This window comes from Cyanothece sp. BG0011, assembly GCF_003013815.1.
In the GTDB taxonomy this organism is placed as follows: domain Bacteria; phylum Cyanobacteriota; class Cyanobacteriia; order Cyanobacteriales; family Microcystaceae; genus Crocosphaera.
Genome location: NZ_PRLH01000197.1, coordinates 1 through 20,986, shown reverse-complemented (window position 1 = coordinate 20,986; position 20,986 = coordinate 1). Strand labels below are relative to the sequence as shown.

The 20,986-nt window shown below is 37.5% G+C and carries 18 protein-coding genes and 2 pseudogenes; 11 read left to right on the top strand and 9 right to left on the bottom strand.

The window, feature by feature from the left end:
• The first annotated feature begins 236 nt into the window (after positions 1–236).
• Both C4E06_RS25570 and C4E06_RS25565 read left to right on the top strand, forming a co-directional pair.
• Positions 237–455, top strand: coding sequence for a hypothetical protein (locus C4E06_RS25570; protein ID WP_198649037.1), 219 nt, complete (start codon positions 237–239; stop codon positions 453–455).
• 61 nt (positions 456–516) lie between these two features.
• Positions 517–1,441 (top strand): annotated as a pseudogene (locus tag C4E06_RS25565) (alpha/beta fold hydrolase).
• Here C4E06_RS25565 and C4E06_RS25560 read toward each other — a convergent pair.
• Together C4E06_RS25560 and C4E06_RS25555 are read right to left on the bottom strand one after the other, a co-directional pair.
• Entirely contained in the window at positions 1,418–1,861 is a 444-nt protein-coding gene (locus tag C4E06_RS25560; RefSeq protein ID WP_107671167.1) for a rhodanese-like domain-containing protein, read from the bottom strand. The pseudogene C4E06_RS25565 and the gene C4E06_RS25560 sit on opposite strands and share 24 nt — an antisense overlap.
• Before the next feature lie 18 nt (positions 1,862–1,879).
• Positions 1,880–2,614 (bottom strand): TIGR04283 family arsenosugar biosynthesis glycosyltransferase, encoded by a 735-nt coding sequence (locus tag C4E06_RS25555; protein ID WP_107671166.1) that lies wholly within the window; start codon positions 2,612–2,614, stop codon positions 1,880–1,882.
• Positions 2,615–3,004: 390 nt separating this feature from the next.
• On the opposite strand from C4E06_RS25555, the gene C4E06_RS25550 reads away from it, so the two are divergent.
• Positions 3,005–5,221 carry a PhoX family phosphatase gene (locus C4E06_RS25550; protein WP_107671165.1) on the top strand — a complete coding sequence of 739 codons (2,217 nt, stop codon included), beginning with the start codon at positions 3,005–3,007 and terminating at the stop codon, positions 5,219–5,221.
• 31 nt (positions 5,222–5,252) lie between these two features.
• On the opposite strand, the gene C4E06_RS25545 is transcribed toward C4E06_RS25550, so the two are convergent.
• The 4 genes from C4E06_RS25545 to C4E06_RS28465 form a co-directional block, all read right to left on the bottom strand.
• Positions 5,253–5,879 (bottom strand): PEP-CTERM sorting domain-containing protein, encoded by a 627-nt coding sequence (locus C4E06_RS25545; RefSeq protein WP_107671164.1) that lies wholly within the window; start codon positions 5,877–5,879, stop codon positions 5,253–5,255.
• Positions 5,880–6,011: 132 nt separating this feature from the next.
• Positions 6,012–10,142 carry a cadherin repeat domain-containing protein gene (locus C4E06_RS25540; RefSeq protein ID WP_107671163.1) on the bottom strand — a complete coding sequence of 1,377 codons (4,131 nt, stop codon included), beginning with the start codon at positions 10,140–10,142 and terminating at the stop codon, positions 6,012–6,014.
• Positions 10,143–10,554: 412 nt separating this feature from the next.
• Positions 10,555–10,881: a type II toxin-antitoxin system PemK/MazF family toxin gene (locus C4E06_RS25535; protein WP_107671162.1), complete on the bottom strand. Its 327-nt coding sequence runs from the start codon at positions 10,879–10,881 to the stop codon at positions 10,555–10,557.
• Positions 10,862–11,134 carry a type II toxin-antitoxin system ParD family antitoxin gene (locus C4E06_RS28465; protein ID WP_198649036.1) on the bottom strand — a complete coding sequence of 91 codons (273 nt, stop codon included), beginning with the start codon at positions 11,132–11,134 and terminating at the stop codon, positions 10,862–10,864. Before C4E06_RS28465 ends, C4E06_RS25535 begins: the two co-directional genes overlap by 20 nt.
• A gap of 211 nt (positions 11,135–11,345) precedes the next feature.
• Between C4E06_RS28465 and C4E06_RS25525 the strand changes: the two genes are divergently transcribed.
• Positions 11,346–11,618, top strand: a complete 273-nt coding sequence (locus C4E06_RS25525) for a helix-turn-helix transcriptional regulator (protein WP_107671161.1) — start codon at positions 11,346–11,348, stop codon at positions 11,616–11,618.
• Entirely contained in the window at positions 11,599–12,162 is a 564-nt protein-coding gene (locus tag C4E06_RS25520; RefSeq protein ID WP_107671160.1) for a TolB family protein, read from the top strand. The genes C4E06_RS25525 and C4E06_RS25520 overlap by 20 nt, the downstream gene beginning before the upstream one ends.
• An 80-nt stretch (positions 12,163–12,242) precedes the next feature.
• Here the strand turns inward: C4E06_RS25520 and C4E06_RS25515 are convergent, their stop codons facing one another.
• Both C4E06_RS25515 and C4E06_RS25510 read right to left on the bottom strand, forming a co-directional pair.
• The gene (locus C4E06_RS25515; RefSeq protein WP_107671159.1) at positions 12,243–13,340 is read right to left on the bottom strand and encodes an AI-2E family transporter; all 1,098 of its coding nucleotides are present in this window, start codon (positions 13,338–13,340) and stop codon (positions 12,243–12,245) included.
• 31 nt (positions 13,341–13,371) lie between these two features.
• The gene (locus C4E06_RS25510) at positions 13,372–14,730 is read right to left on the bottom strand and encodes an OB-fold nucleic acid binding domain-containing protein (protein WP_107671158.1); all 1,359 of its coding nucleotides are present in this window, start codon (positions 14,728–14,730) and stop codon (positions 13,372–13,374) included.
• Positions 14,731–14,781: 51 nt separating this feature from the next.
• Between C4E06_RS25510 and C4E06_RS25505 the strand changes: the two genes are divergently transcribed.
• Complete coding sequence (locus tag C4E06_RS25505) at positions 14,782–15,756, top strand: glycosyltransferase family 2 protein (protein ID WP_107671157.1); 975 nt, start codon at positions 14,782–14,784, stop codon at positions 15,754–15,756.
• Complete coding sequence (locus C4E06_RS25500) at positions 15,740–16,621, top strand: sulfotransferase (RefSeq protein WP_107671156.1); 882 nt, start codon at positions 15,740–15,742, stop codon at positions 16,619–16,621. Before C4E06_RS25505 ends, C4E06_RS25500 begins: the two co-directional genes overlap by 17 nt.
• Here the strand turns inward: C4E06_RS25500 and C4E06_RS25495 are convergent.
• Positions 16,602–17,729 carry a class I SAM-dependent RNA methyltransferase gene (locus C4E06_RS25495; RefSeq protein WP_107671155.1) on the bottom strand — a complete coding sequence of 376 codons (1,128 nt, stop codon included), beginning with the start codon at positions 17,727–17,729 and terminating at the stop codon, positions 16,602–16,604. The two genes, C4E06_RS25500 and C4E06_RS25495, sit on opposite strands and share 20 nt — an antisense overlap.
• 599 nt (positions 17,730–18,328) lie before the next feature.
• Here C4E06_RS25495 and C4E06_RS25490 point away from each other — a divergent pair.
• From C4E06_RS25490 to C4E06_RS25475, 4 genes and pseudogenes are all read left to right on the top strand, one after another.
• Positions 18,329–19,018, top strand: a complete 690-nt coding sequence (locus C4E06_RS25490) for a DUF1517 domain-containing protein (protein ID WP_198649035.1) — start codon at positions 18,329–18,331, stop codon at positions 19,016–19,018.
• 88 nt (positions 19,019–19,106) lie between these two features.
• Positions 19,107–19,919 carry a hypothetical protein gene (locus C4E06_RS25485; protein ID WP_198649034.1) on the top strand — a complete coding sequence of 271 codons (813 nt, stop codon included), beginning with the start codon at positions 19,107–19,109 and terminating at the stop codon, positions 19,917–19,919.
• A gap of 108 nt (positions 19,920–20,027) precedes the next feature.
• Positions 20,028–20,281 (top strand): annotated as a pseudogene (locus tag C4E06_RS29755) (TIGR03643 family protein).
• Positions 20,282–20,311: 30 nt separating this feature from the next.
• Positions 20,312–20,779, top strand: coding sequence for a DUF393 domain-containing protein (locus tag C4E06_RS25475; protein WP_198649039.1), 468 nt, complete (start codon positions 20,312–20,314; stop codon positions 20,777–20,779).
• Positions 20,780–20,986: the final 207 nt, after the last annotated feature.

The following is a 20,986-nucleotide window of genomic DNA, read 5'->3' as shown; positions in this document are numbered from 1 at the left end:
AATTTTCTCTAATCTTTAAACTTTTGTATCGGGTTTTCTCACCGATTTCTCAGAAATTTGGGAAGATTCCTGAGATTGGTGTAAGGAAAGAAAAAGTTTTTTATAGATATGATAAATTTACCATTTGGGGGATGTCAAACCCGTTATAAATTTCTTAGGATTTTCAACAAGTCTGATGGAAACAAGGATAAAAATTCTTGCCTCAATAAAAGTAACCACTCGACGAGGAAACAATAGTGAATACAACAATTATGAGACAACTTTGGTCAATTATTGACGAAAGTCCTGGAAAGACGTTAACGGGGTTAAATGACTCAGATTTAATCAACCAGATACTCAATAAGCTAAGTGCCAAGCAAAAGCTATCTTCAGAAGACTGTGGTGTCATTAACGCTTATCTTCGTTCAAGAATTTTGCTGATTCGAGAAATCGCAGGGTGTAGCGCGACCCATTAACTAAACAATGTTGTATGTTAAGTTTAGTAAATAATAGAAACTTTTTTAACATACAATCTCAATGGTACAGTCATCTACCCAAAACCCTATCCTCCCAGGGGATGAAAAAACCTGGCATTGGCGAGGCTATCCTATCACCTATAGTCAGTGTGGGGACACAGGACCGGCCGTGGTGTTAGTGCATGGTTTTGGCGCATCTTGGAGACATTGGCGAAAAAATCTTCCCGTGTTAGGCAAAACTTGTCGCTGTTATGCTTTAGACTTAATTGGGTTTTGGTGGTTCGGCCAAACCGATGCCAAAACAAGAAATTGACTATACATTTGAAACTTGGGGACAACAGTTAGCTGATTTTTGTCGGGACGTGGTACGAAGTCCGGCGGTTTTGGTGGGTAACTCTATCGGTTGTGTCGTGGTGATGCAAACCGCAGTCAATGACCCGAAATGGGTGTTAGGAGTGGCTGCCCTCAATTGTTCATTACGGTTACTTCATGAGCGCAAACAAGCCGGTTTACCCTGGTATCGTCGGGTAGGGGCCAATACCATGCAGCGTATTTTGACCAATAAAGCCATTGGTTCCTTGTTTTTTTCTCAAATTGCTAAACCACGCACCGTTAGAAACATTCTTTTACAAGCCTATCACCGACCCGAGGCCGTTACCGATGAATTAGTTGAACTCTTACTGAAACCGGCCCAAGATAAAGGCGCAGTGGAGGTATTTTTAGCCTTTACCGCCTATTCTCAAGGTCCCTTACCCGAAGACTTATTACCCCGTTTAACCTGTCCTACTATCCTTTTATGGGGGACTAAAGACCCCTGGGAAAAAATCGAAATTGCCCAAGAGTGGGCTAACTATCCGACAGTCGATAGATTCATTCCCCTTGAAGGTGTGGGCCATTGTCCCCAAGACGAAGCGCCGGAATTAGTCAATCCCATTTTAGAGGAGTTTATTTCATTTTTTTCTTCAGAGCCACAAAGACCAAAATAAATTTAATGGGTGAATAAATGAGACGATTTCCTCTCCACAGAACACAGGACGATTCTCACTAAACCACAAAAAGAGAGAACCTTTGAGATTAAATACTTTTTCGTAGCCCATGTTTTGTAGTCGTTGAGCTAGAATAGCTGAACGGTATCCTACAGAACAATAAGTAATAATGGGAGTCGTTTTAGAACCGTTCATAAAAGACCCTATTTCTGGTAAATCGTGAGGCATCCAATCAGCCCCCCGAAGATGACTAATCGCATATTCACTCTTGCTTCGAGCATCTAAAAGCACCGGGTCTGTTTTATTGTCATCTTCAAGCCAGATGGCTAATTCTTCAGTGGAAATATCAGCAACATCGGGAAATCGAAGTCCAATGAGCGAGTTTAATAAATTCCATTTTAAAGAGTAACAAACTCTCATAACCCATCAAATCATAAATTAACGAATCTCAGCATAAAATTGTTTGAGATAACTGGCACTAACCCCTAACCCCCAAAGAATGCCTATCCAAAGATAAATGAGATTAGCTTTTAACGCCCCTAACTTAGCCACACGACGATCTGATGATTCTACCACATGGTTGAGTAAACAAATTTTGCCGTAAGCAACTAATTTTAAACATAAATCAGCGTCTTCCATGATGGGAAGATTACTATCAAAACCGCCACATTGCCAGAAATCAGCCCGACGACAAAACATAACTTGATCTCCGAATAATAATCGCAACCCTTTGAAGAAAAAGAGATGGGGACGAAATAGTAACGGTGCGTAGTAGGTTTTCAAATAGTTGTGCAAAGATGTTCCCCATCGGGTTGTTTGAGGCCCTTTCATTAGGGAAATAAAACCACCACAAGCAATGTGCTGATGATTCAATGTCTTTTCAATCACGGTAACTAAATCCACTGGAACTAAGGTATCAGCATGAACAAAGCACAAATAATCCCCAGTGGCTACCCTTGCCCCTTGATTCATTTGAATCGCTCTTCCCTGACTAGAAGACGTTATTAAAGTAATGTCATAATCATCGGCAATGCTTAAGGTCTTGTCTTGACTGCCACCATCGACAATAATTATTTCTTGTGCAGGGGGTTCTAACGAACTTAGACACGATAAAGTACGTCCTAAGCACTCTTCTTCATTGAGAGTAGGAATAATAATCGAAAGACTTGCCATAGATAAGTACCTGGAGTGGGGGAGACGGAAGTGGGGAGCAGAGGAAGATTAAAACTATTGCCTTTCGTTTTAAAAAATTATTTACATTTCTTGAAACAGTTGATTATATTGATGTCTGACTATCTATAGCAATCAGGTTTCAGTTGTGAGAAAGGGTTTAAGAGTGTTAAACCCCTACAAATCGCTCTTGTAGGGACATAATATTATTATGTCCTGATTGGTTCTCATATATCATTCCTGATTGCTATATAGTTCTTATCATCATAGCAATTCTATTATTCATAATCAATAATTCCCTTAAAAAGTTAAGAAAACAATAAGAAAAAAAAGAGAAAAATAGTTTAAAATATTCCCTCTAGAAAGCTTAATCCATCAAGTTAAGAAGAGTTTATGATAATGAAAAGACGGGATCTTTTAAAATTTTTAGGAGTTAGCACAGGGACAGCCTTATTATCTCAAGGAACTAAGGCTTTATCGAGTCCTTTTAGGGTGGCTGGTCAAGGTAAAGATACGGTTAATAAGCTGATCAAAGCCAGTGAATCTTTTAAGTTTACTCCTGTTAAACTACCGATTCCGTTAACCCTTGATAATTTAAGTGATGAACAACAAAAATTAACTTATAACACCTACGAAGTAGTGGACGATGTGGTATTACCCGAAGGATTTACCTATGATGTGATTGCTCAATGGGGGGACAAAGTGGGAAACTCTCGCTTTGGTTATAATAATGATTATTTATCCTTCATTGAAACCCAAGAAAATGAGGGATTTTTAACCATTAATTTTGAATATATTAGTGGGAAAACTTGGAGGGAAACCTACGAAACCGTAATCGGAAAAACCCTACCTTTTGAAGCAGTGAAAGTCGTTGCCGATAAAAATAATGGAGAAATTAACGGGTTTGCATTACCCCAAGCTGATCCCCTCAAAGCTAACATAGAAGCGATCGCCTCTGAAGCCTTAATTGATCAAGGAATAGGTGTCATTTCCCTGGCTAAAAATGCTCAAGGCCAATGGCAACGCACCTATTCAGAAGCTGATCGACGTATTACAGGGCTATCCGGGTTAGCAGATGGTCATTATCTTAAAGCCACAGGCCCAGGAGTCAACATTTTTGAGAAGGAGAAGAAACTCGGTTACGAAGACGGTTTGGGCAGTAAAATCATCGGAACCTTTCAAAACTGTGCCGGGGGAACCACCCCCTGGGGAACGGTACTCAGTGCAGAAGAAAATATACAAGATCAAGTGCCTGAAGCGGTGATGGCCGATGGTTCCTCCTTAGATCCCTCTGTCACCCCTTTTGTGTTTAACGACAAGTTTATTGATGGACGGGGGAATGTATTTGGTTTAGCTGGTAATAAATATGGTTGGATGGTAGAAGTCGATCCCAGTGATAAAGATGATTACGGGACTAAACATACTTGGTTAGGCCGTTATCGTCATGAAGCAGTGGGGTTTCGTGCCGAAACAGGGAGAAAGTTGGCCGTTTATTCAGGATGCGATCGCAGAGGGGGCCATCTTTATAAGTTTGTTTCCGATCAGAATATTGTTGATCCCAAAGATAAGAATAACTCTAGGTTAATGGAGTCAGGAATGTTATACGGTGCCGTTTTTAACCCTGACGGAACGGGAAAATGGGTGGCGTTAACCCCTGAAACCCCTATTGATCCTGTGTTACCTTCTACGGTTCAAGGGGGTATGGTAACCTTACCCAATAGCGATCGCCAAGCCGGGGGAATGATCAAAGTCACTGAGGATCAAGACATTATTAATTTTAAAGACAAATTCAAGACGTTAGGGGATCTCTATGTAGGAACCCCAGAAGAAAAACAAGGGGCGATTTTGATCGATGCTCATTTTGCCGGTAATGCCGCCGGAATCACCTGTACAGCCCGTCCAGAAGACACAGAAATAGGGGAAGATGGCACATTATACGTTACCTTTACTTCGGGGACTCCTGGGGGTGATGGTGGACCGGATAAGGGGGTATTTCGCGGACCGGATGGGGAAATGAATTATGAATATGGTTGGATCATGAAGATCACAGAAGATGAAAACGATCCAGCGGCCATGGGTTTTCGTTGGGATATCTTAGCCACAGGAGGAGAACCAGCTAAGGGAGGGATGGGGTTTTCTAACCCGGATAACCTCATGTTTGATAACCAGGGAGACTTATGGATGGTTACGGATATGTCGACCAGTGGTCATAACAAAGAAATTAAGGATCGTCTCAAAGATGGGGAACCAGTCAGTACAAAAAGCCTAATCGGGATTTTTGGTAACAATACCCTGTGGTATTTACCCCTGCATGGAGAGAATAAAGGTATGGCGTTTCCTTTTGCCATTGGACCGATGGAAGTCGAAATGACTGGGCCCTGGTTAACAGAGGATCAACAAACCCTATTTTTAGCGGTACAACACCCAGGGGAAGCGAACGGAACCCGTCAAAATATGGCCAGCGAAAAACGGGAATATTCTATTTTAACTACCTCAGGAGAAGAGTTTATGCAAACAAGGACTGTTCCCTTGGGTTCTAACTGGCCGGGTAAACAATTAAATGATTCTCCTCGTCCTGCAGTGATTGCTGTTAGACCAATTAAGGAATAAGAATCAATCACAAATTCACTGTTTATTTAGTTTAACTGGATTTAGGTTTTTTTCGACTACTAATGAGTTTAATAAAAGCTAAACAACCGATTACCAATAACCCAATATTAACCGATGGTTCGGGAATAGGAGGCGAAACGGAGGAAGGGAGTTCTACCAGTTGAGTTAGTTGACCTTCATTCGGTGATTCATTGGCAAATGTACCATCAGCGAAACTGGTTTGTGATAAATCAATATTTAAAATTAAAGGAGATGTTTTTGTCCCTATGACTTGAAAATGCAATAAACTAAACCTATCTAGTTGATTAATTCCAATGGGTGAACCAACCCCAAAACTAGGGATAGAACCGGCTCCTAAATTGGTAATCGTCCCATTATTATTATCTAAATTTCCGGTTCTACCAAATGGGAAACTTGACGGTAATAAAGGACTACTTAAAGAAGTAATATCAAAAGAACTATTAATATTTTGAACTTGATAAGCATCGAAAGAAAAAGCAATATTACTGCTAGTAATTCCCACAGCATTATCACGAATATCTCCCATTAATACTTCAACAAAAAAGTTTTCTCCTGTGTTTAAAGGACTATTAATAATAGTTCCAGGAGTGCCATTATTATCTGTTCTAAGATTAAATTGTGTGGTGAGAGTTGTCATAATTTATTTCTCCTGAGTTATGATTGATGAGTGAACAAAAAAATAAATGAACCTTCATTTTGTAGGATGGGTTAGCAATGTGTAACCCATCAAAAACTAATTTTTTACAAGCAAGATGCTTGTGCTACAAACTTAAATTACTGAGCTACCAAATTCAGCATTTAAAGGAACTAATTCTGCTAAATTAATGACTCCATCCCCTGTAATATCAGCCGTTGGATCATAATTACTTTGACCATTTTGACTCCCAAATAATCCAGGTCTTTGTAATACGCCTAAGTCGGTTAAATTAACTTGTCCATCGTAAGAAACATCACTATTAAAGGTGGATTTTCCGGCTAAATGAACGTTAAAATTAGGGTCATTACTCGCGTTACTAACAATAGTTAAACCGTTATCTTCACTAAAGTTTTCTCCTGCTGTATCAGGTGCATAAGTTAGAAAGAAACGTCTCGTTTCTCCAGGGTTAATTAAGATGTCTGCTTCTGGTGCATCAATACTGACTCCTGTTAAATTATTGAGTAGATTAAGTTCAGTAATTTGTAATACTTCTTCAGTTCCTGTGGCATCATTGAGAATATCGATGAATTTGAAAGTATCTGCAAAATTGGGACGAATAAACTCACTATCTGCGACAGGATCACCATTACCATCAGTGCGGAAGCGTGACAACTCGGTAGTGAAGATAATATCGTTCATTCCGGTTGCTTCTTCTCCATTTGGCAAGAATACCCGCATCATTGCTTCATTTTCGTCCAGTAAGTTAACGGTAAAGGTTTCCTCAGTGGAGGTTTTAAAGCCGTCTGAAGCCGTTAAACCGAGATTATAGGAAGTAACGCCACTCTCAAAGTCAATGGTGTCTGCTCCTGCTTGAGTAAGGGTAATTTCCCCTGTATTAGCATCGATCGCAAATAAAGCGTTACCATTGCCATCGATAGGAGAAGTGGTTAAAGTGAAGGTGAGAGGATCGCCAAATTCATCGTCTGTTGCAGTGACGAGGTTATCTGCAACGATGACGATTCCTACTGTTGCGGTTTCAGAGAGAGTGGTATCAGCGATCGCATTTAATTCGGGTGCATCGTTAATGATTAAAGTACGACTCAATTCGGTGTTACTGGGATCGGCAAATAACCCGTCTGCGTATCCCGTTTGGGTGGGATCTAAGTTAAGAACTACTTGAGAATCATCACGGGTATCGATGGTGGTAAAGTGTAACAAGGCAAAGCGATCGCTTTGATTAACGCCAATAACTGATCCAAAACTGGGAGGAAGCGCACTTGCACCTAAGTTCTCAATGTTTCCTGTGGTATTATTAACTGTCCCACTGGGGAATAAGGGAAAGTCTGACGTAATAATTGAAGTTAAATCAGCAAAATTGTTGATATTTTGAGCAACATCTGGCGCAAACCCTAAGTCAATTGCAGCAGCAACTAAACCAGCCGCATTGGGACGAATATCTCCTAATTTAACTTCTAAAAAGAAGTTATCTCCTAAAATAGCTTCGTCAGCGTTAATAAAATCACCCAATACACCGTTATTATCTTGATAAAGGTTCAATTCAAGGGTTACGGGTTGGGTGCTATCGTTGAGATCATTAATGGTAACGGTGAAAGATTCAGAATAAGTATTATTAGCAGAATCAGTGGTTTGTACCCGAATATCGTAGGAATTTTGACTTTCAAAATCGAAAATAGTGTTAGTTTGTAAGGTATTCCCATTGATGGTAAATAAGTTATTGTGGGTGTCTCCATCTCCCATCACTAAACTATAGGTGAAAGTGTCTCCTAAATCGGGATCTGTAGTGGTAAAGGTTCCGACTGTGGTGTTAATGGGTTGATTTTCGTCAATGGTGTTATTGCTTAAAGTTAGGTTAGTGGGAGGTTGGTTAGGGGGTTCACTAGCAGTTAAAGTTAAATCATAAGAAGCAGGTGGAAAAGCACTTTCTGTAGGATTAAAAGCACCACCACCACTAATTGAAAATTCGTAGTTTCCCGCTCCTAAAGTTCTTTGATAGCTAACAGTTTGTTGAGACTCATCATTATCCAAAAATTCAAAATTGGCAAAACCCGACCCTAACAGAATCGTTGTATTGTCTCCTACCCCATCAGTCCAAGTAAAATCTACCACACTCGCTTGAGTTAGGGTAAAGCTATAGGTATCACTATCTTGAATACCGTTACCAGTATCCACACCATAAAGGAAATGAACATAGTCACTTTCACTGACGGAAGAATTAGTTAAAACCCCTAAATCTTTAGGCGTTTGACTAACATTATCAACATTATCGTTTGGCCCGAATAATAGTTGAAAATCATAATTACTGACGGTATTAGTCCCTGTTAATAAGTGTAAATAATAAGTACCAGTATCGAGATTCTCAAATAGAACATCATCAGCATTTCTATTAGTTCCTGATAAACTCTTGATTAACGTTCCATTGCTGTCAAGAAGTTCAACGGTAATATCCTCCGAACTAGACCATCCTGCTGAGACTCCCACAGTGCTATTTAGGTTAGTATTTAGGATAGTAAATTGATAATAGTCATCACTATCATCACCCCCAACAAATTCCGAAAATTCTTCGAGGATAGGAATAGGAATGCCAGGAGTGCCTAAAGGACTATTTATACTGTAAGAAAACAGTTCTAAATTTCGTGCATTATCTAAGCTATTTCCTGCATCGGGGGGTAAATTAGCAGTTAAAGTTAAATTATAAGAAGCAGGGGGAAAACCACTTTCTGTAGGATTAAAAGCACCACCACCTGAGATAGAAAATTCGTAGGTTCCTGCTTCCAACGTTCTTTGATAACTAACAGTTTGTTGAGAATTATTATTTTCCAAAAAGTCAAAACTGCCAAAACCCGATCCTAACTGAATCGTTGTATTGTCTCCTACCCCATCAGTCCAAGTAAAATCTACCACACTCGCTTGAGTAAGGGTAAACTTATAGGTATCCGTATCTTGAATACCATTAGAGTCACCGTAAAGGAAATGAACATAGTCACTTTGAGCGTCAATTATACTGGGAAGGGATGTTAAAACCCCTAAATCTTTGGCAGTTTGGCTAACATTATCAACATTATCAGTTGGTCCGATTAAGAGTTGAACATCGTAGTTACTAACGGTGCTATCCCCTGTCAATAAGTGTAAGTAATAAAAACCTGCATTTAGATTTTCAAACAGAACATCATCAGCATTTCTATTAGTTCCTGATAAACTTTTAATTAAGGTTCCATTATTATCAAGAAGTTCAACAGTGATAGGTTCAGAACTTGACCATCCTACCGAGACTCCTACAGGTAAAAGTGGCGTTTCAATGCTATTGAGGGTAAATGAAAAATAGTCATCAGTATCATCACCACCAACAAATTCCGAAATTTCTTCGAGAATGGGAAAACTTAAAGGGTTTGCACTATAAGAGAATAATCCTAAATTTTGAGCATCACCTAAACTATTTCCTGCATCGGGAGGTTCACTAGCAGTTAAAGTTAAATCATAAGAAGCAGGTGGAAAAGCACTTTCTGTAGGATTAAAAGCACCACCTCCAAATATGGAAAATTCATAAGTTCCTGCTCCTAAAGTTCTTTGATAGCTAACAGTTTGTTGAGAATTATTATTTTCCAAAAAGTCAAAACTGCCAAAACCCGATCCTAACTGAATTGTTGTATTGTCTCCTACTCCATCAGTCCAAGTAAAATCTACCAGACTCGGTTGAGTCAGAGTAAAGCGATAAGTATCATCATCTTGAATACCATTGGAACCACCATAAAGAAAATGAACATAGTCACTTTCATTAACGGAAGTATTGGTTAAAATTCCTAAATCTTTGGGAGTTTGACTAACGTTATCAACGTTATCAGTTGGTCCGACTAGCAAGTTTAAATCATAATTACTAACCGTACTATTTCCTGTCAATAAATGTAAGTAATAAGTGCCAGTATCCAGATTTTCAAAGAGGACATCATTACTAAATGTATTGCCTCCTGATAAACTTTTAATTAGACTACCATTGCTATCAAGAAGTTCAACAGTGATAGACTCAGAACTTGTCCATCCTGCGGAGACTCCAGCCGTATTATCTAAACTAAATTGAAAATAATCATCACTATCATCACCGCCAACAAATTCGGATAATTCTGTGAGAATAGGAATCGTTAAAGGATTGGTGATACTGTAAGATAGTAATCCTAAATCAAGAGCGTCACCTAGGGTATTTCCTGCATCGGGAACGGTTGATTGCTGAGGGGTTTGCTTGTTAGTCATAATCAGTGTAATAAGTATTTATTCAGATGCAACAACTGCTAAAAATACGTAGCTGTGGTTAATATCCCTGATTAGCTTTCAAAAGTCTTCTCTGTATCTACTGAAAGTGAGTCATTTTTGAGATCGCAACTTCAGTGTTTTTGCGTATAAGCAACATAGTTTTAGTTAGGGTATTACTCTAAGGTGGGCAATGCCCACCCTACATACTAGGTGACAAAACAAAAAAATACTTTTACCATGCCAGATAAATTAGGCATCGGTTAGGAACAATTTAATATTAGTCATGATCGTCTCTGAATTCTTATTATCTTTTGTTTCTCTTCAATATCAAAAATAATCCCTTAAAAAACCGCTTATTCTTGAAAATATGTGGTATCATCATCCCTTAGACAATTTTGATAGATATAATCGTTTAACTGCCATACATTTGTGTAATTAACTCTCTTAACCTTTGAGCTTTTTCTTCAGATAACTTATCTATCTTTTTAATTAATCGTTGTTTACTAATGGTCCGAATTTGATCAATTGCAATTTCAGCAGGTTTACCCATACAAGTAATCAACAGACGACTCCGCCATTTAGGATGCAGTTTTGAGGTTAAGGGACAAATAACAATGGTTTCTAGATGATAATTCATCTCATTTTGGCTTATCACCACAACAGGACGAACCTTATTAATTTCACTGCCTTTTGTGGGATTCAGATCAGCTAAATAAATTTCATATCGTTTGGGATTCAAGATTTATTTCCTCTTCTAATCCATCAGCGAGGGTAATATCCCATTCTGACCAATCTTCTTTTTCTTTTGCCATCTCTTGATAGGTTTCTTCCCATGATAATTGTTTATCAGCACAATGGAGTGACTGTTTTTCACTTTCTTTTTCTAATAAACGAAAAGCTTCGGTAATCACTTCGTCAATACTTTTATATCTTCCCGTTTTTAGTTTTTCTTTAACAAAGTTTTCTTGTTCGATAGTAAGAATAATTGACATAGTTGTCATCCCTGTTTTGTGGCTTCTTTCATAGCATACATCATTGAACTGGTGAAATCTTTATCCCTAAATTCAGTTATAGTAGATTAAGACTTTATTCAGCGATCGCCGATCAATAATTTGCAAAATGCAAATTTATCGCCCCGAACTCTCAACTATCCACTACAATAGAGTAAATAGATAAGTAAATGTGCTATCACAATAAATACCTATGACCAGTGCTAAGTTTCAAAACCCAGTGTCTCTATCTGGCCGAGAAATGCAAATTCTCGATCTCGTTTCCACTGGTTTGACTAATCTCGAAATTGCCCAGAAACTGGAGATTAGTAAGCGTACCGTTGATAATCATATCAGCAACATATTAACCAAAACCAAAACAGAAAATCGGGTAGAATTAGTTCGCTGGGCATTGCAATGGGGTAAAGTTTGCCTCGATGATGTTAATTGTTGTATTCTTCCCTCCAATGGTGAAGTGGCATCCTAAAAGGTTAAGTGGTTACCTCAAGCTTTTAAGTAGCAGCATTGTTCTTAGTTTAGTCGGTTGTGCTAATTCAGGATTTATTACGCCTCCTGTTCAACCTTTAGGAAATAGTTTAAATACGCGATCGTCTGAACAATATCCCCGTTTTTCTTACGAGGGTAGATACTTAGTGTTTGCTTCTGACCGTCAAGGAAAGCGTAGCATTTGGCTATACGATCAAGTCAATGGCCGCTTGTTACCCTTACCTGGATTAAATCAGCCCGGTACCATACAAGATCAACCCGATATTAGTGCAGACGGACGTTACATTGTTTATGTTTCCGAACAAGAAGGAAAACAAGATATTTTTGTTTACGATCGCCAAACCTCACGGGCTAATAATATTACTAAAAATATACTAGGAGAAGTGCGTCATCCGACGATTAGCGGTAATGGCCGCTTAATTGCCTTTGAGTCCAACCGTTCCGGACAATGGGATATTATTATTTATGATCGGGGTTTAAATTCGCCTTTATCTCTTCCCTCTCAGTCAAATATAGAACCTTAAAATTAGCATTAAACCGTAGGGTGGGCAAGTGTTGAATTATCAAATAATTATAAACTTTGCCCACCTTACAAACATTTATTTTACAATTCAATTTCTTCTCCTGATGAAAGTTTAGAAAAAGGATTATAAAATAGACTACCGGTTTGGGGTGGTAAGGTGGGATCACCGATAATTTCTGTTATCCCTTTAATGACTCCGGTTAAGGGAATAGCGAGAATTACCCCTAATAAACCGCCAATTTTTGCCCCCAGTAATAAAGCAATAAAAATAATAACAGGGGGAAGTCCGGTTAAATTTCCCATAATTCTCGGCGCAATTAAATTATCTTTAACTTGTTGAATAATTACTGCAACGATTAACACTTGAACCGCTAACCACCAATTAATAAATGTCAAAATAATAGCAACCGTTCCAATGCCTAAGGTTGCCCCAATAAAGGGTAAAATTTCCATCACTCCAATGAACACAGCAAACAGTAAAAAAAAGGGAATTCCTAATAATCGAAAGGCAATAGTTAAGCTAACGGCCATAAACAAACCTAAGATTAATTGACCGGTTAAAAATCGTTGTAAATTCTTTTCTAATGTCGTGCTTAAAACGTCACGAATTTGAGGAGAAAAGAAGTTTATGATACTTTTCCAAATTTTCTCCCCATCTAATAACATATAAAAAGAAACAACAACCACAACAATTAAATCGATAAACCAGTTAAAGGTCCCTACCACCAAACCAAATCCGGTTGAAGCAATACCTTCCGTTTGTGCTTGTATTTTATTCAATATTTGAGACGCTAAAAATGCTAAATCAATGGGTAAATTTTTCGCATTAATAAACCCTTGTAATGTGATTAATTGTGCTTGTCCTTCTTCTAATAAACTCGGTAACTTAGTAATTAATTGTTTCCCTTGATTAACCACAGGAGGAAGTAAAGTTATTCCTAAGAAAATAACTATCAATATGGCTCCTAAATAAACCAATGTAGCAGCCAAAGAACGAGGTAAAACCGTCTTTAAACCTCGGACAGGATAGTTCAATAAAAAAGCAATTAAAGAAGCGGTTAAAATTAAGCTAATTAAGCCACCAATATAACTTATGGTTTTAATCGTTAACCAACCTGTAACTAATATCAGTAACCAAGTAACTAGAATTTTTTGAGGACGAGAAAACCAAGAATTCATGAGTTAATTTTAATTATGGACAACAAAAAATTTATGATGATAAATCATTCACTAAAGGGGTAGGATAAGCATTAAAATGAGCTTTTCTGAGCGCTTCAACCACTGACTGATCATTTTGTACCCAATAATCTTGTCCCAAGCGAATTAACTGGCGATTTTCTCCGCTTCCAATAATAGCAATAACAGGAACTTTTGCCTTACTTTTATCTCCAGAATGTTCTTGCAGAATTCCTTTTAAACTATGATAAGACACTTGATTTATGGCTTGTTCAAGACTTAAGTTTACCATCACCATTCTCACAGTTTCTACCGGTTCAGCATCCTCAACAATTAACTGGACTTTATCATCTCGATAATCCACTTTTCCCCAAACAATGAGGCGAGAATCTTCGATTAACACCTCTCTAATTCTTTTATAACTTTCAGGAAAACAAACAGCATCTACCTGCGCTGAACCATCTTCTAGCACTAAAAAAGCCATGGGATCTCCTTTTTTAGTCGTGTATTGTTTCACTTCATTAACCATAATAACAGCACTGACTTTTGTCCTTGCTTTCTGCTCTGCCATTTCGTTTAAGTTAATAGGAGATAAAATTTTAGCTGCTTTTTTTACCGCCGTTAACGGGTGTTCAGAAACATAGAATCCGAGATGTTCTTTTTCTAATTTTAATTTATCTTGTAACGAATAATCTTCTACAGAAGAGGCACTAGGAGCCTGAGTAAAATCATTATTAGATTCTGCTGTTTCTGTTGTTTTACCGCTCATTAAGTCAAAAATATTTAATTGACCACTTGCTTTTTCTTTTGTTCGTTTTTGCGCCCAAGGAATAACTAATTCTAAATCATTAATAAGTTGTTTACGGTTGGGATTAATTGCGTCAAATGCTCCAGCATAAACTAAAGTTTCTAAAGCCCTTTTATTCACAGAACGTAAGTCAACCCGACAGCAAAAATCCGCTAAAGATTCAAACTTTCCTTCTGCTTCTTCCCGCGCTTTTAAAATGTTCTCAATGGCGCCTTCTCCTAAATTTCTAACTGCCGAAAACCCAAACAGAATTTGTTGTCCGACGGGGGTAAAATCTTTTTGAGAGCGATTAATATCTGGCGGTAAGACATCAATGCCCATTTTTTGGCAGTTTTCCCGATATTTTTCGACTTTATCCTGATTATCACTACTGGCTGTTAATAAAGCCGTCATGTATTCCACAGGATAATTAGCCTTTAAATAAGCCGTTTGATAGGTCACATAAGCATAGGCGGTGGAGTGGGATTTATTGAAACAATTAGAGGCAATTAAGTTATTACCTAATAAAAAATTATGATCCTTTTCCACACCAATATCATAAACTTTTTGCACTCCTAAGGATTGACGACTAATAAGTTTAACCATAATGTTTTAACTAATGATATTCTATGAAAAGTTAGCAAACTCAGCAAAAAAATGGACTTAGCTATTGTAATTATTAACTATAAAACCCCTCATCTGGTGATAGACTGTTTACAATCGCTACAACCCCAGATAGATAGCGCCCGTCATCGGGTGATATTAGTGGATAATGACTCTGGGGACGACTCCGTTCCCATTTTAGAACAAGCTATTGAAGATTATCACTGGAAATCTTGGGTCACCTTAATTCCCTCTCCCGTCAATGGTGGGTTTTCTGCCGGTAATAATATCGGGATGAAAGCCGTCACCGCCAAAGCCTACTTACTCTTGAATAGTGATACCATTGTTAGAGTCGGGGCGATCGCTTCTTTAGAAAACGCTTTAGACAACCACCCTGAAGCCGGTTTAATTAGTCCTCGTCTTGAATGGCCCGATGAAACCCCACAAATTAGCTGTTTTCGCTATCATTCCCCTATTAGTCAGTTTATCGATGGTGCAGCCACAGGTCCCATTACCAAGCTTCTCAAGGCTTATGATGTCCCCATACCTGTCCAAGATACCCCTTTTCAACCCCAGTGGACTAGCTTTGCTTGTGTGTTAATTCGACAAGAAGTGATTGAGAAAATTGGCTTGATGGATGAAGGCTATTTTATGTATTTTGATGATGTGGACTACTGTCGTCGTGCCAGAAATGCTGGATGGACAGTTCTCCATTGGCCCGATGCGAGGGTGGTTCATCTACGAGGGGGAAGCGGTTCGGTAAAATCAGAAGTCGCGGCCCGTAAGCGTCCCCGTCCCTATCTCTATGGGTCCCGTTCGCGCTATTTTGCCAAATTTTATGGAACATTTGGCCTGTGGGTTACTAATGTTTGTTGGTTATTGGGACGGAGTATTGCTGGGATGCGAGAATTAATTAACAATAAACAACCCCATACTTGTGAATACCAAGAACAAGATATTTGGATGAATTGGAAAGAACCTTTTAAATTACCTATTTTACCTGCTAGTAATCATGAAAAAACTGCCTAATTTTGTTATTATCGGTGCCATGAAATGTGCGACCAGTTCCCTCCATGAACAATTACATCAACAACCGGGAATTTTCATGAGTGAACTGAAAGAACCTAATTTTTTTAGTAATGATGAAGAATATAACAAAGGGTTAGACTGGTATTTATCCCATTTTGAACCAGCTAATATTGATGATTTAATCGGAGAATCTAGTACCCATTATACTAAATTACCGACCTATCCCCACACCATTGAACGACTACAACAACATCTCCCTGAGGCTAAATTTATTTATGTGATGCGTCATCCCATTAACCGTTTGGTCTCTCAATATATTCATGAATGGAGTCAACGGGTTATTTCTTTAGAGATTAATGAAAGTCTTGATCACCATCCTGAATTAATTGAATATAGTTTATATACGAAACAATTACAACCCTATTTTGATGCGTTTGGACAAGACAGAGTATTACCGATTTTTTTTGAGAGAATGTTAACAACTCCTCAAACAGAATTAGAAAAAATTTGTCGCTTTATTGGATATACAAAACACCCTCAATGGGATGAAGAACTTAATGCGAGTAATGTCTCTAGTGAACGGATGATTAAAAGTGCTTGGCGAGATGCTATTGTAGAAGCACCAGGGTTAAAAGAATTACGGCGTTTATTAATTCCTAAAAGCTTTCGGACCTGGGTCAGAAGTCTTTGGACTATGCAGAAAAAACCGGAATTAACCCCAGAAAATATTAAGCAGTTAAAAGCCATTTTTGATCAAGATTTAGGGGTTTTAGGTCCTTGGTTAGGAGTTGAATTAACCTGTGATAATTTTCAAGAAACCGTTAAAACTTCATCCTTAGATTGGGTTAATATAACTCGTATTTAAGTAAGGTGCAAGGTAAAGAACCATTATAAACGGGAATCCGTCCCGATGTTCTTAAACCAATCTTTTTGGTTAATTCCTTATTGCCACTTAAAACGTAAGCAGTCCACCCCTTAAAACGCTGTTTAAATACATCTCCTAATAGTTTATATAACGACCCTAATTCTTGGGAGTTTCCTAAGCGTTTACCATAGGGAGGATTACAAATAATAATACCATGATCCGTAGGAGGTTCAATATTTTCTAAGGCAACTTGACTTAAGGTTAGATGATGGTCTAGGTCGCTTTTTCTAGCATTAATCTGTGCTTGTTGTACTATCTCTACGTTTTCATCACTGCCAAAAATAGGCGCGTCAAGTTCATGTTTTTGTTGTTGTATTGCATCCTCTATTATTTCATCACATAAGGCTGCATCAAAGTCTGGCCACTGTTCAAAATTAAAACGATTTCTCGATAAACCTGGAGCAATATTTAAACTTTTTAAAGCAGCTTCAATGGGCAATATTCCTGACCCACACATGGGGTCTAAAAAAGGAATATCAGGGGTCCAGTTTGCCATCTCTAATAAGGCAGCCGCTAAGCTTTCTTTTAGGGGGGCAACTCCCATTGCTGGCCGATATCCTCTACGGTGTAAACTGTCTCCTGAACTGTCTAAACTAATAATACATTGATTGTCATAAATATGAGCATTGATTAAAATATCGGGGTTTTTGATATTAATGTTAGACCGTCTATTATAGCGATCGCGTTGTTGATCGACAATGGCGTTTTTTATCTGTAATGCGGTAAAATGAGTATGGTTAAGTTGGGGATTTTTTCCTGTACAATTAACGGCAAAACTTTGGTCAATTTTGATGTAGTCAGACCAATCAATTTTTTTGACATTTTTGTATAATTCCTCGGCATTTTTACTATTAATGGTGTGAATAGGAACTAAAACCCGAAAGATTATTCTTGACCAGATATTAACTTTATATAATAAGGCTTGATCCCCTTCAAAATAAACCCCAGTAAAGTCAGGATTAACATTGTCTGCTCCTAAGTTTTTTAATTCTTTAGCAGCAACTTCTTCTAACCCTCTCGCAACGGTGGCAAAATATTGATTGCTCATTCACTAATATAAATTATCAACTATTTAAATAGTAACATAAAAATCAAACAATAAATATTAAGTATTTTTTTAATTTATATTCTTTAAAGAATCAATCTTTAAAAATCAAGAAATTTCTCATCTAAGTCATAGCCATTTTCAGCAAACTCTTAATAGAAATATAGTTGTTATAACTCCTCATTGGATAACTATTTTATCGTAATGTAGTTTAACTTATGGACAATTTTTGGGAACCCTAAGAATAGTAGGCACAAAAAATGATGAATTATGTTACAAAAAAGAACAAAATTATTCTTAACAACCGTTGCAGCGATCGCCACGATCAACACCATTGAAACACCCCCAATACCCACACCTCTAATAGTTGGTTAACCCTGCAAACAGAAGCGCAAGCAAAACGGAGTGGGGGACGCAGTGGAGGGGGTTCCTTTCGTCGGGGTTCTTCAGGTTCTGGTCGTTCATCGGGGTCGCGATCGCGGAGTCGTTCCTATGATAATTCTCCTAGCTATAATAATAATAATTCCCCTAACTATTCCCCTTCGAGAACTTATTATCGCAGTGGAAGTAGTTATAATACTGGTGGACAATGGTTCGGAATTTTGCTGTTATTAATATTATTTGGAATAGGAGGGTTAGTTATTTTTATGGTCATTTCCCAGGTTTTAAAATCTGGGTCAACCAGTCATAGTGAAGGGAAACAGTCTCGCTCTTACCATCGAGAAAGGGATAATAATATTGTTACCATTTCTCAGCTAAAAATTGCTTTATTAGCATCAGCAACAGATGTTCAGTCAGGGTTAACAGAATTAAGCTTAAGAGTGGATACCAGTACAGAAGAAGGGTTAAGAGAATTACTACAGGAATCTATTTTAATTTTACTGAGAAATTCCGAGTATTGGACCCACCATATTAACAGTTCTCAAAAAATTCATATTGATAAAGCAGAAGCTAACTTTAATCGTTTATCCCTAGAAGAAAGAAGCAAATTAAGTTCAGAAACTTTATCAAATGTAGAGGGAAATATTAAACAAACATCCGTGACTTCTCCTGATAATGAGTTAGCCATGTATATTGTCGTCAGTTTATTAGTAGGAACTGCCCATGATCAGCCCTTATTTGGCGACATTAGAACCCCAGATGATCTAAAAGAAGCCTTGAATCATTTAGGTTCGATGCCCTCTGATTATTTGTTAAAATTTGAATTAATTTGGAGTCCACAAACAGAAAATGAGAGTTTAACTTATGATGAATTTATAACTGAATATACAAATATGGTAGAATTAGTATAGATAACAATTATTCTACCAAATCTAGATTGATGAGTTTGTCTTTAAATCTTTTACTACAAACTTCATCATTTCCTTGGTTAATGAAAAGATGATAAATCAATTTTTACTCAATGGTTTTCGAGGAGCCTTATTAGGAACCGAAATTGCTAATGAAAATGTCGGACAAAAAGAAACATTATTTGATGGGAAAATAACTCATCAAAAAATTATCATAGATTTACTAAAAACTGAAACAATATCAATGGAAACTTGCCAGGGAATTGCCAATCAAGATTCTCTGATTAGTTCGGGAGAATTAATTTTAAAAATTTTACCCCTAATTCTCTTTTTTCATGAAACAAAAACCCTCTTATCTGAACAACTGGAAAAAATACAAAAAATCAACCAAATACCTCAATCATTGATAGAAGATACGTTGTTATTTCAGCAAATTATCAAATTTATTTTTAACCAAGGACAACAACCATTAATCAATATATTAACCATTTCTCCGACAGGAAAAAACATAGAGAAACTTGTCAATAATAAAACACAATTAAGCGATCTAAAAAAACAATTTTGGAAAAAAAGTCTTTTAGACAGTAACTATCTAGTCTTATCCTTGTACTGTTTTTATCGAACCCCAGACAATTTTAAACTCAGTGTCTTACAAGCTTCTCAATTTAAAAATCCCGTCATTCTTGGTCTGACAGCAGTCCTATCCGGGGCTTATAATGGATATTCTGGGATTCCTGTTTCTTGGCGTTTAAACAATAAAGATAACTTACGGGATCAACAAATTAGACAATTATGGGCTAAATGGACAGGGATGGATGAACCCTTAAAGACCATCAGACCGATAGAAAACCAGGTCATCAATGGACTCGAAGTCAATCAGCGTCAAGTATTACCAAAACCATGAATATTTTTCGTTAAAATATGGATTAAACAAGATTAACAAAGACAGGGGATACAAAACCATCGTTCCCTCTTCTTCCGAGTAGAAAGCGATATCAAGGAGTAAAATGCCATGGGTAAACAACCTGAACTTAAACCAGAAACCATCAGCCGTATTATTGAAATGGCATGGGAAGATAGAACCCCTTTGCTGCGATTGAGATACAATATGGTCTTTCAGAAAAAGAAGTCATTACCTTAATGCGAAGGGAAATGAAACCCTCAAGTTTTAAGATGTGGCGGAAACGAGTTTCAGGGCGAAAAACTAAACATATTCGTCAACGTGATTTCTTAGTCGGTCGATTTAAATCAGCTAATCAAAGTTAAATTTTAAAGTTGTTTATTAAGTTAATTATGATGAATCCTTCTACATCGAATAGACAGCAGAATTCTGTAGAATCGTCTTGGAGAGTTGAGTTACTTTATGACGGAGATTGTCCTTTATGTATGCGAGAAGTGAGATTTTTACGGAAAAAAGATCAGGGAAGAAATTTAGTAAAATTAGTTAATATCGCTGAGGATAATTATGATCCCAATGAACATTGTGGGGTTGATTATAAATCAGCAATGGGAAAAATTCATGCTATTTTACCCGACGGAACCATTCTGACAAATATTGAGGCATTTCGCTATGTTTATGAAGTTTTAGGAATGGGTTGGGTTTATGCTATAACCAAGGTTCCCATTATAGGAAAAATTGCTAATTGGATATATGGTATTTGGGCAAAATTAAGGCTTCCTTTAACCCGAAGACCTGATTTAGAAACTATAATTCGCGAACGGAAAGTGAATGACGAATGTCACACTAATATTTGCGATCGCTAACTTTTTGCTCTCTTCATTAGTGATCTCATCATTCACTATTTTGTTCCGTTACATAGACATTAATTTACGCAGAGGAGGAAGATAACCATTGTCCATAAAGTGGTCTCTAATACTATCTTTAAAATGAGAGTGAATGCCATCATTATCTTGAATGAATAAGTTATCTAACCCACCCACTGCACTGATAGCAAACCGTCTCAGCCAAGT

Coding starts and splice junctions, on each gene's coding strand:
- C4E06_RS25560 (WP_107671167.1), bottom strand. CDS start 1,861: ATGAGAGTTTGTTACTCTTTAAAATGGAATTTATTAAACTCGCTCATT.
- C4E06_RS25555 (WP_107671166.1), bottom strand. CDS start 2,614: ATGGCAAGTCTTTCGATTATTATTCCTACTCTCAATGAAGAAGAGTGC.
- C4E06_RS25550 (WP_107671165.1), top strand. CDS start 3,005: ATGATAATGAAAAGACGGGATCTTTTAAAATTTTTAGGAGTTAGCACA.
- C4E06_RS25545 (WP_107671164.1), bottom strand. CDS start 5,879: ATGACAACTCTCACCACACAATTTAATCTTAGAACAGATAATAATGGC.
- C4E06_RS25540 (WP_107671163.1), bottom strand. CDS start 10,142: ATGACTAACAAGCAAACCCCTCAGCAATCAACCGTTCCCGATGCAGGA.
- C4E06_RS28465 (WP_198649036.1), bottom strand. CDS start 11,134: ATGTCAATTATTCTTACTATCGAACAAGAAAACTTTGTTAAAGAAAAA.
- C4E06_RS25525 (WP_107671161.1), top strand. CDS start 11,346: ATGACCAGTGCTAAGTTTCAAAACCCAGTGTCTCTATCTGGCCGAGAA.
- C4E06_RS25520 (WP_107671160.1), top strand. CDS start 11,599: ATGGTGAAGTGGCATCCTAAAAGGTTAAGTGGTTACCTCAAGCTTTTA.
- C4E06_RS25515 (WP_107671159.1), bottom strand. CDS start 13,340: ATGAATTCTTGGTTTTCTCGTCCTCAAAAAATTCTAGTTACTTGGTTA.
- C4E06_RS25510 (WP_107671158.1), bottom strand. CDS start 14,730: ATGGTTAAACTTATTAGTCGTCAATCCTTAGGAGTGCAAAAAGTTTAT.
- C4E06_RS25505 (WP_107671157.1), top strand. CDS start 14,782: ATGGACTTAGCTATTGTAATTATTAACTATAAAACCCCTCATCTGGTG.
- C4E06_RS25500 (WP_107671156.1), top strand. CDS start 15,740: ATGAAAAAACTGCCTAATTTTGTTATTATCGGTGCCATGAAATGTGCG.
- C4E06_RS25495 (WP_107671155.1), bottom strand. CDS start 17,729: ATGAGCAATCAATATTTTGCCACCGTTGCGAGAGGGTTAGAAGAAGTT.
- C4E06_RS25485 (WP_198649034.1), top strand. CDS start 19,107: ATGATAAATCAATTTTTACTCAATGGTTTTCGAGGAGCCTTATTAGGA.
- C4E06_RS25475 (WP_198649039.1), top strand. CDS start 20,312: ATGAATCCTTCTACATCGAATAGACAGCAGAATTCTGTAGAATCGTCT.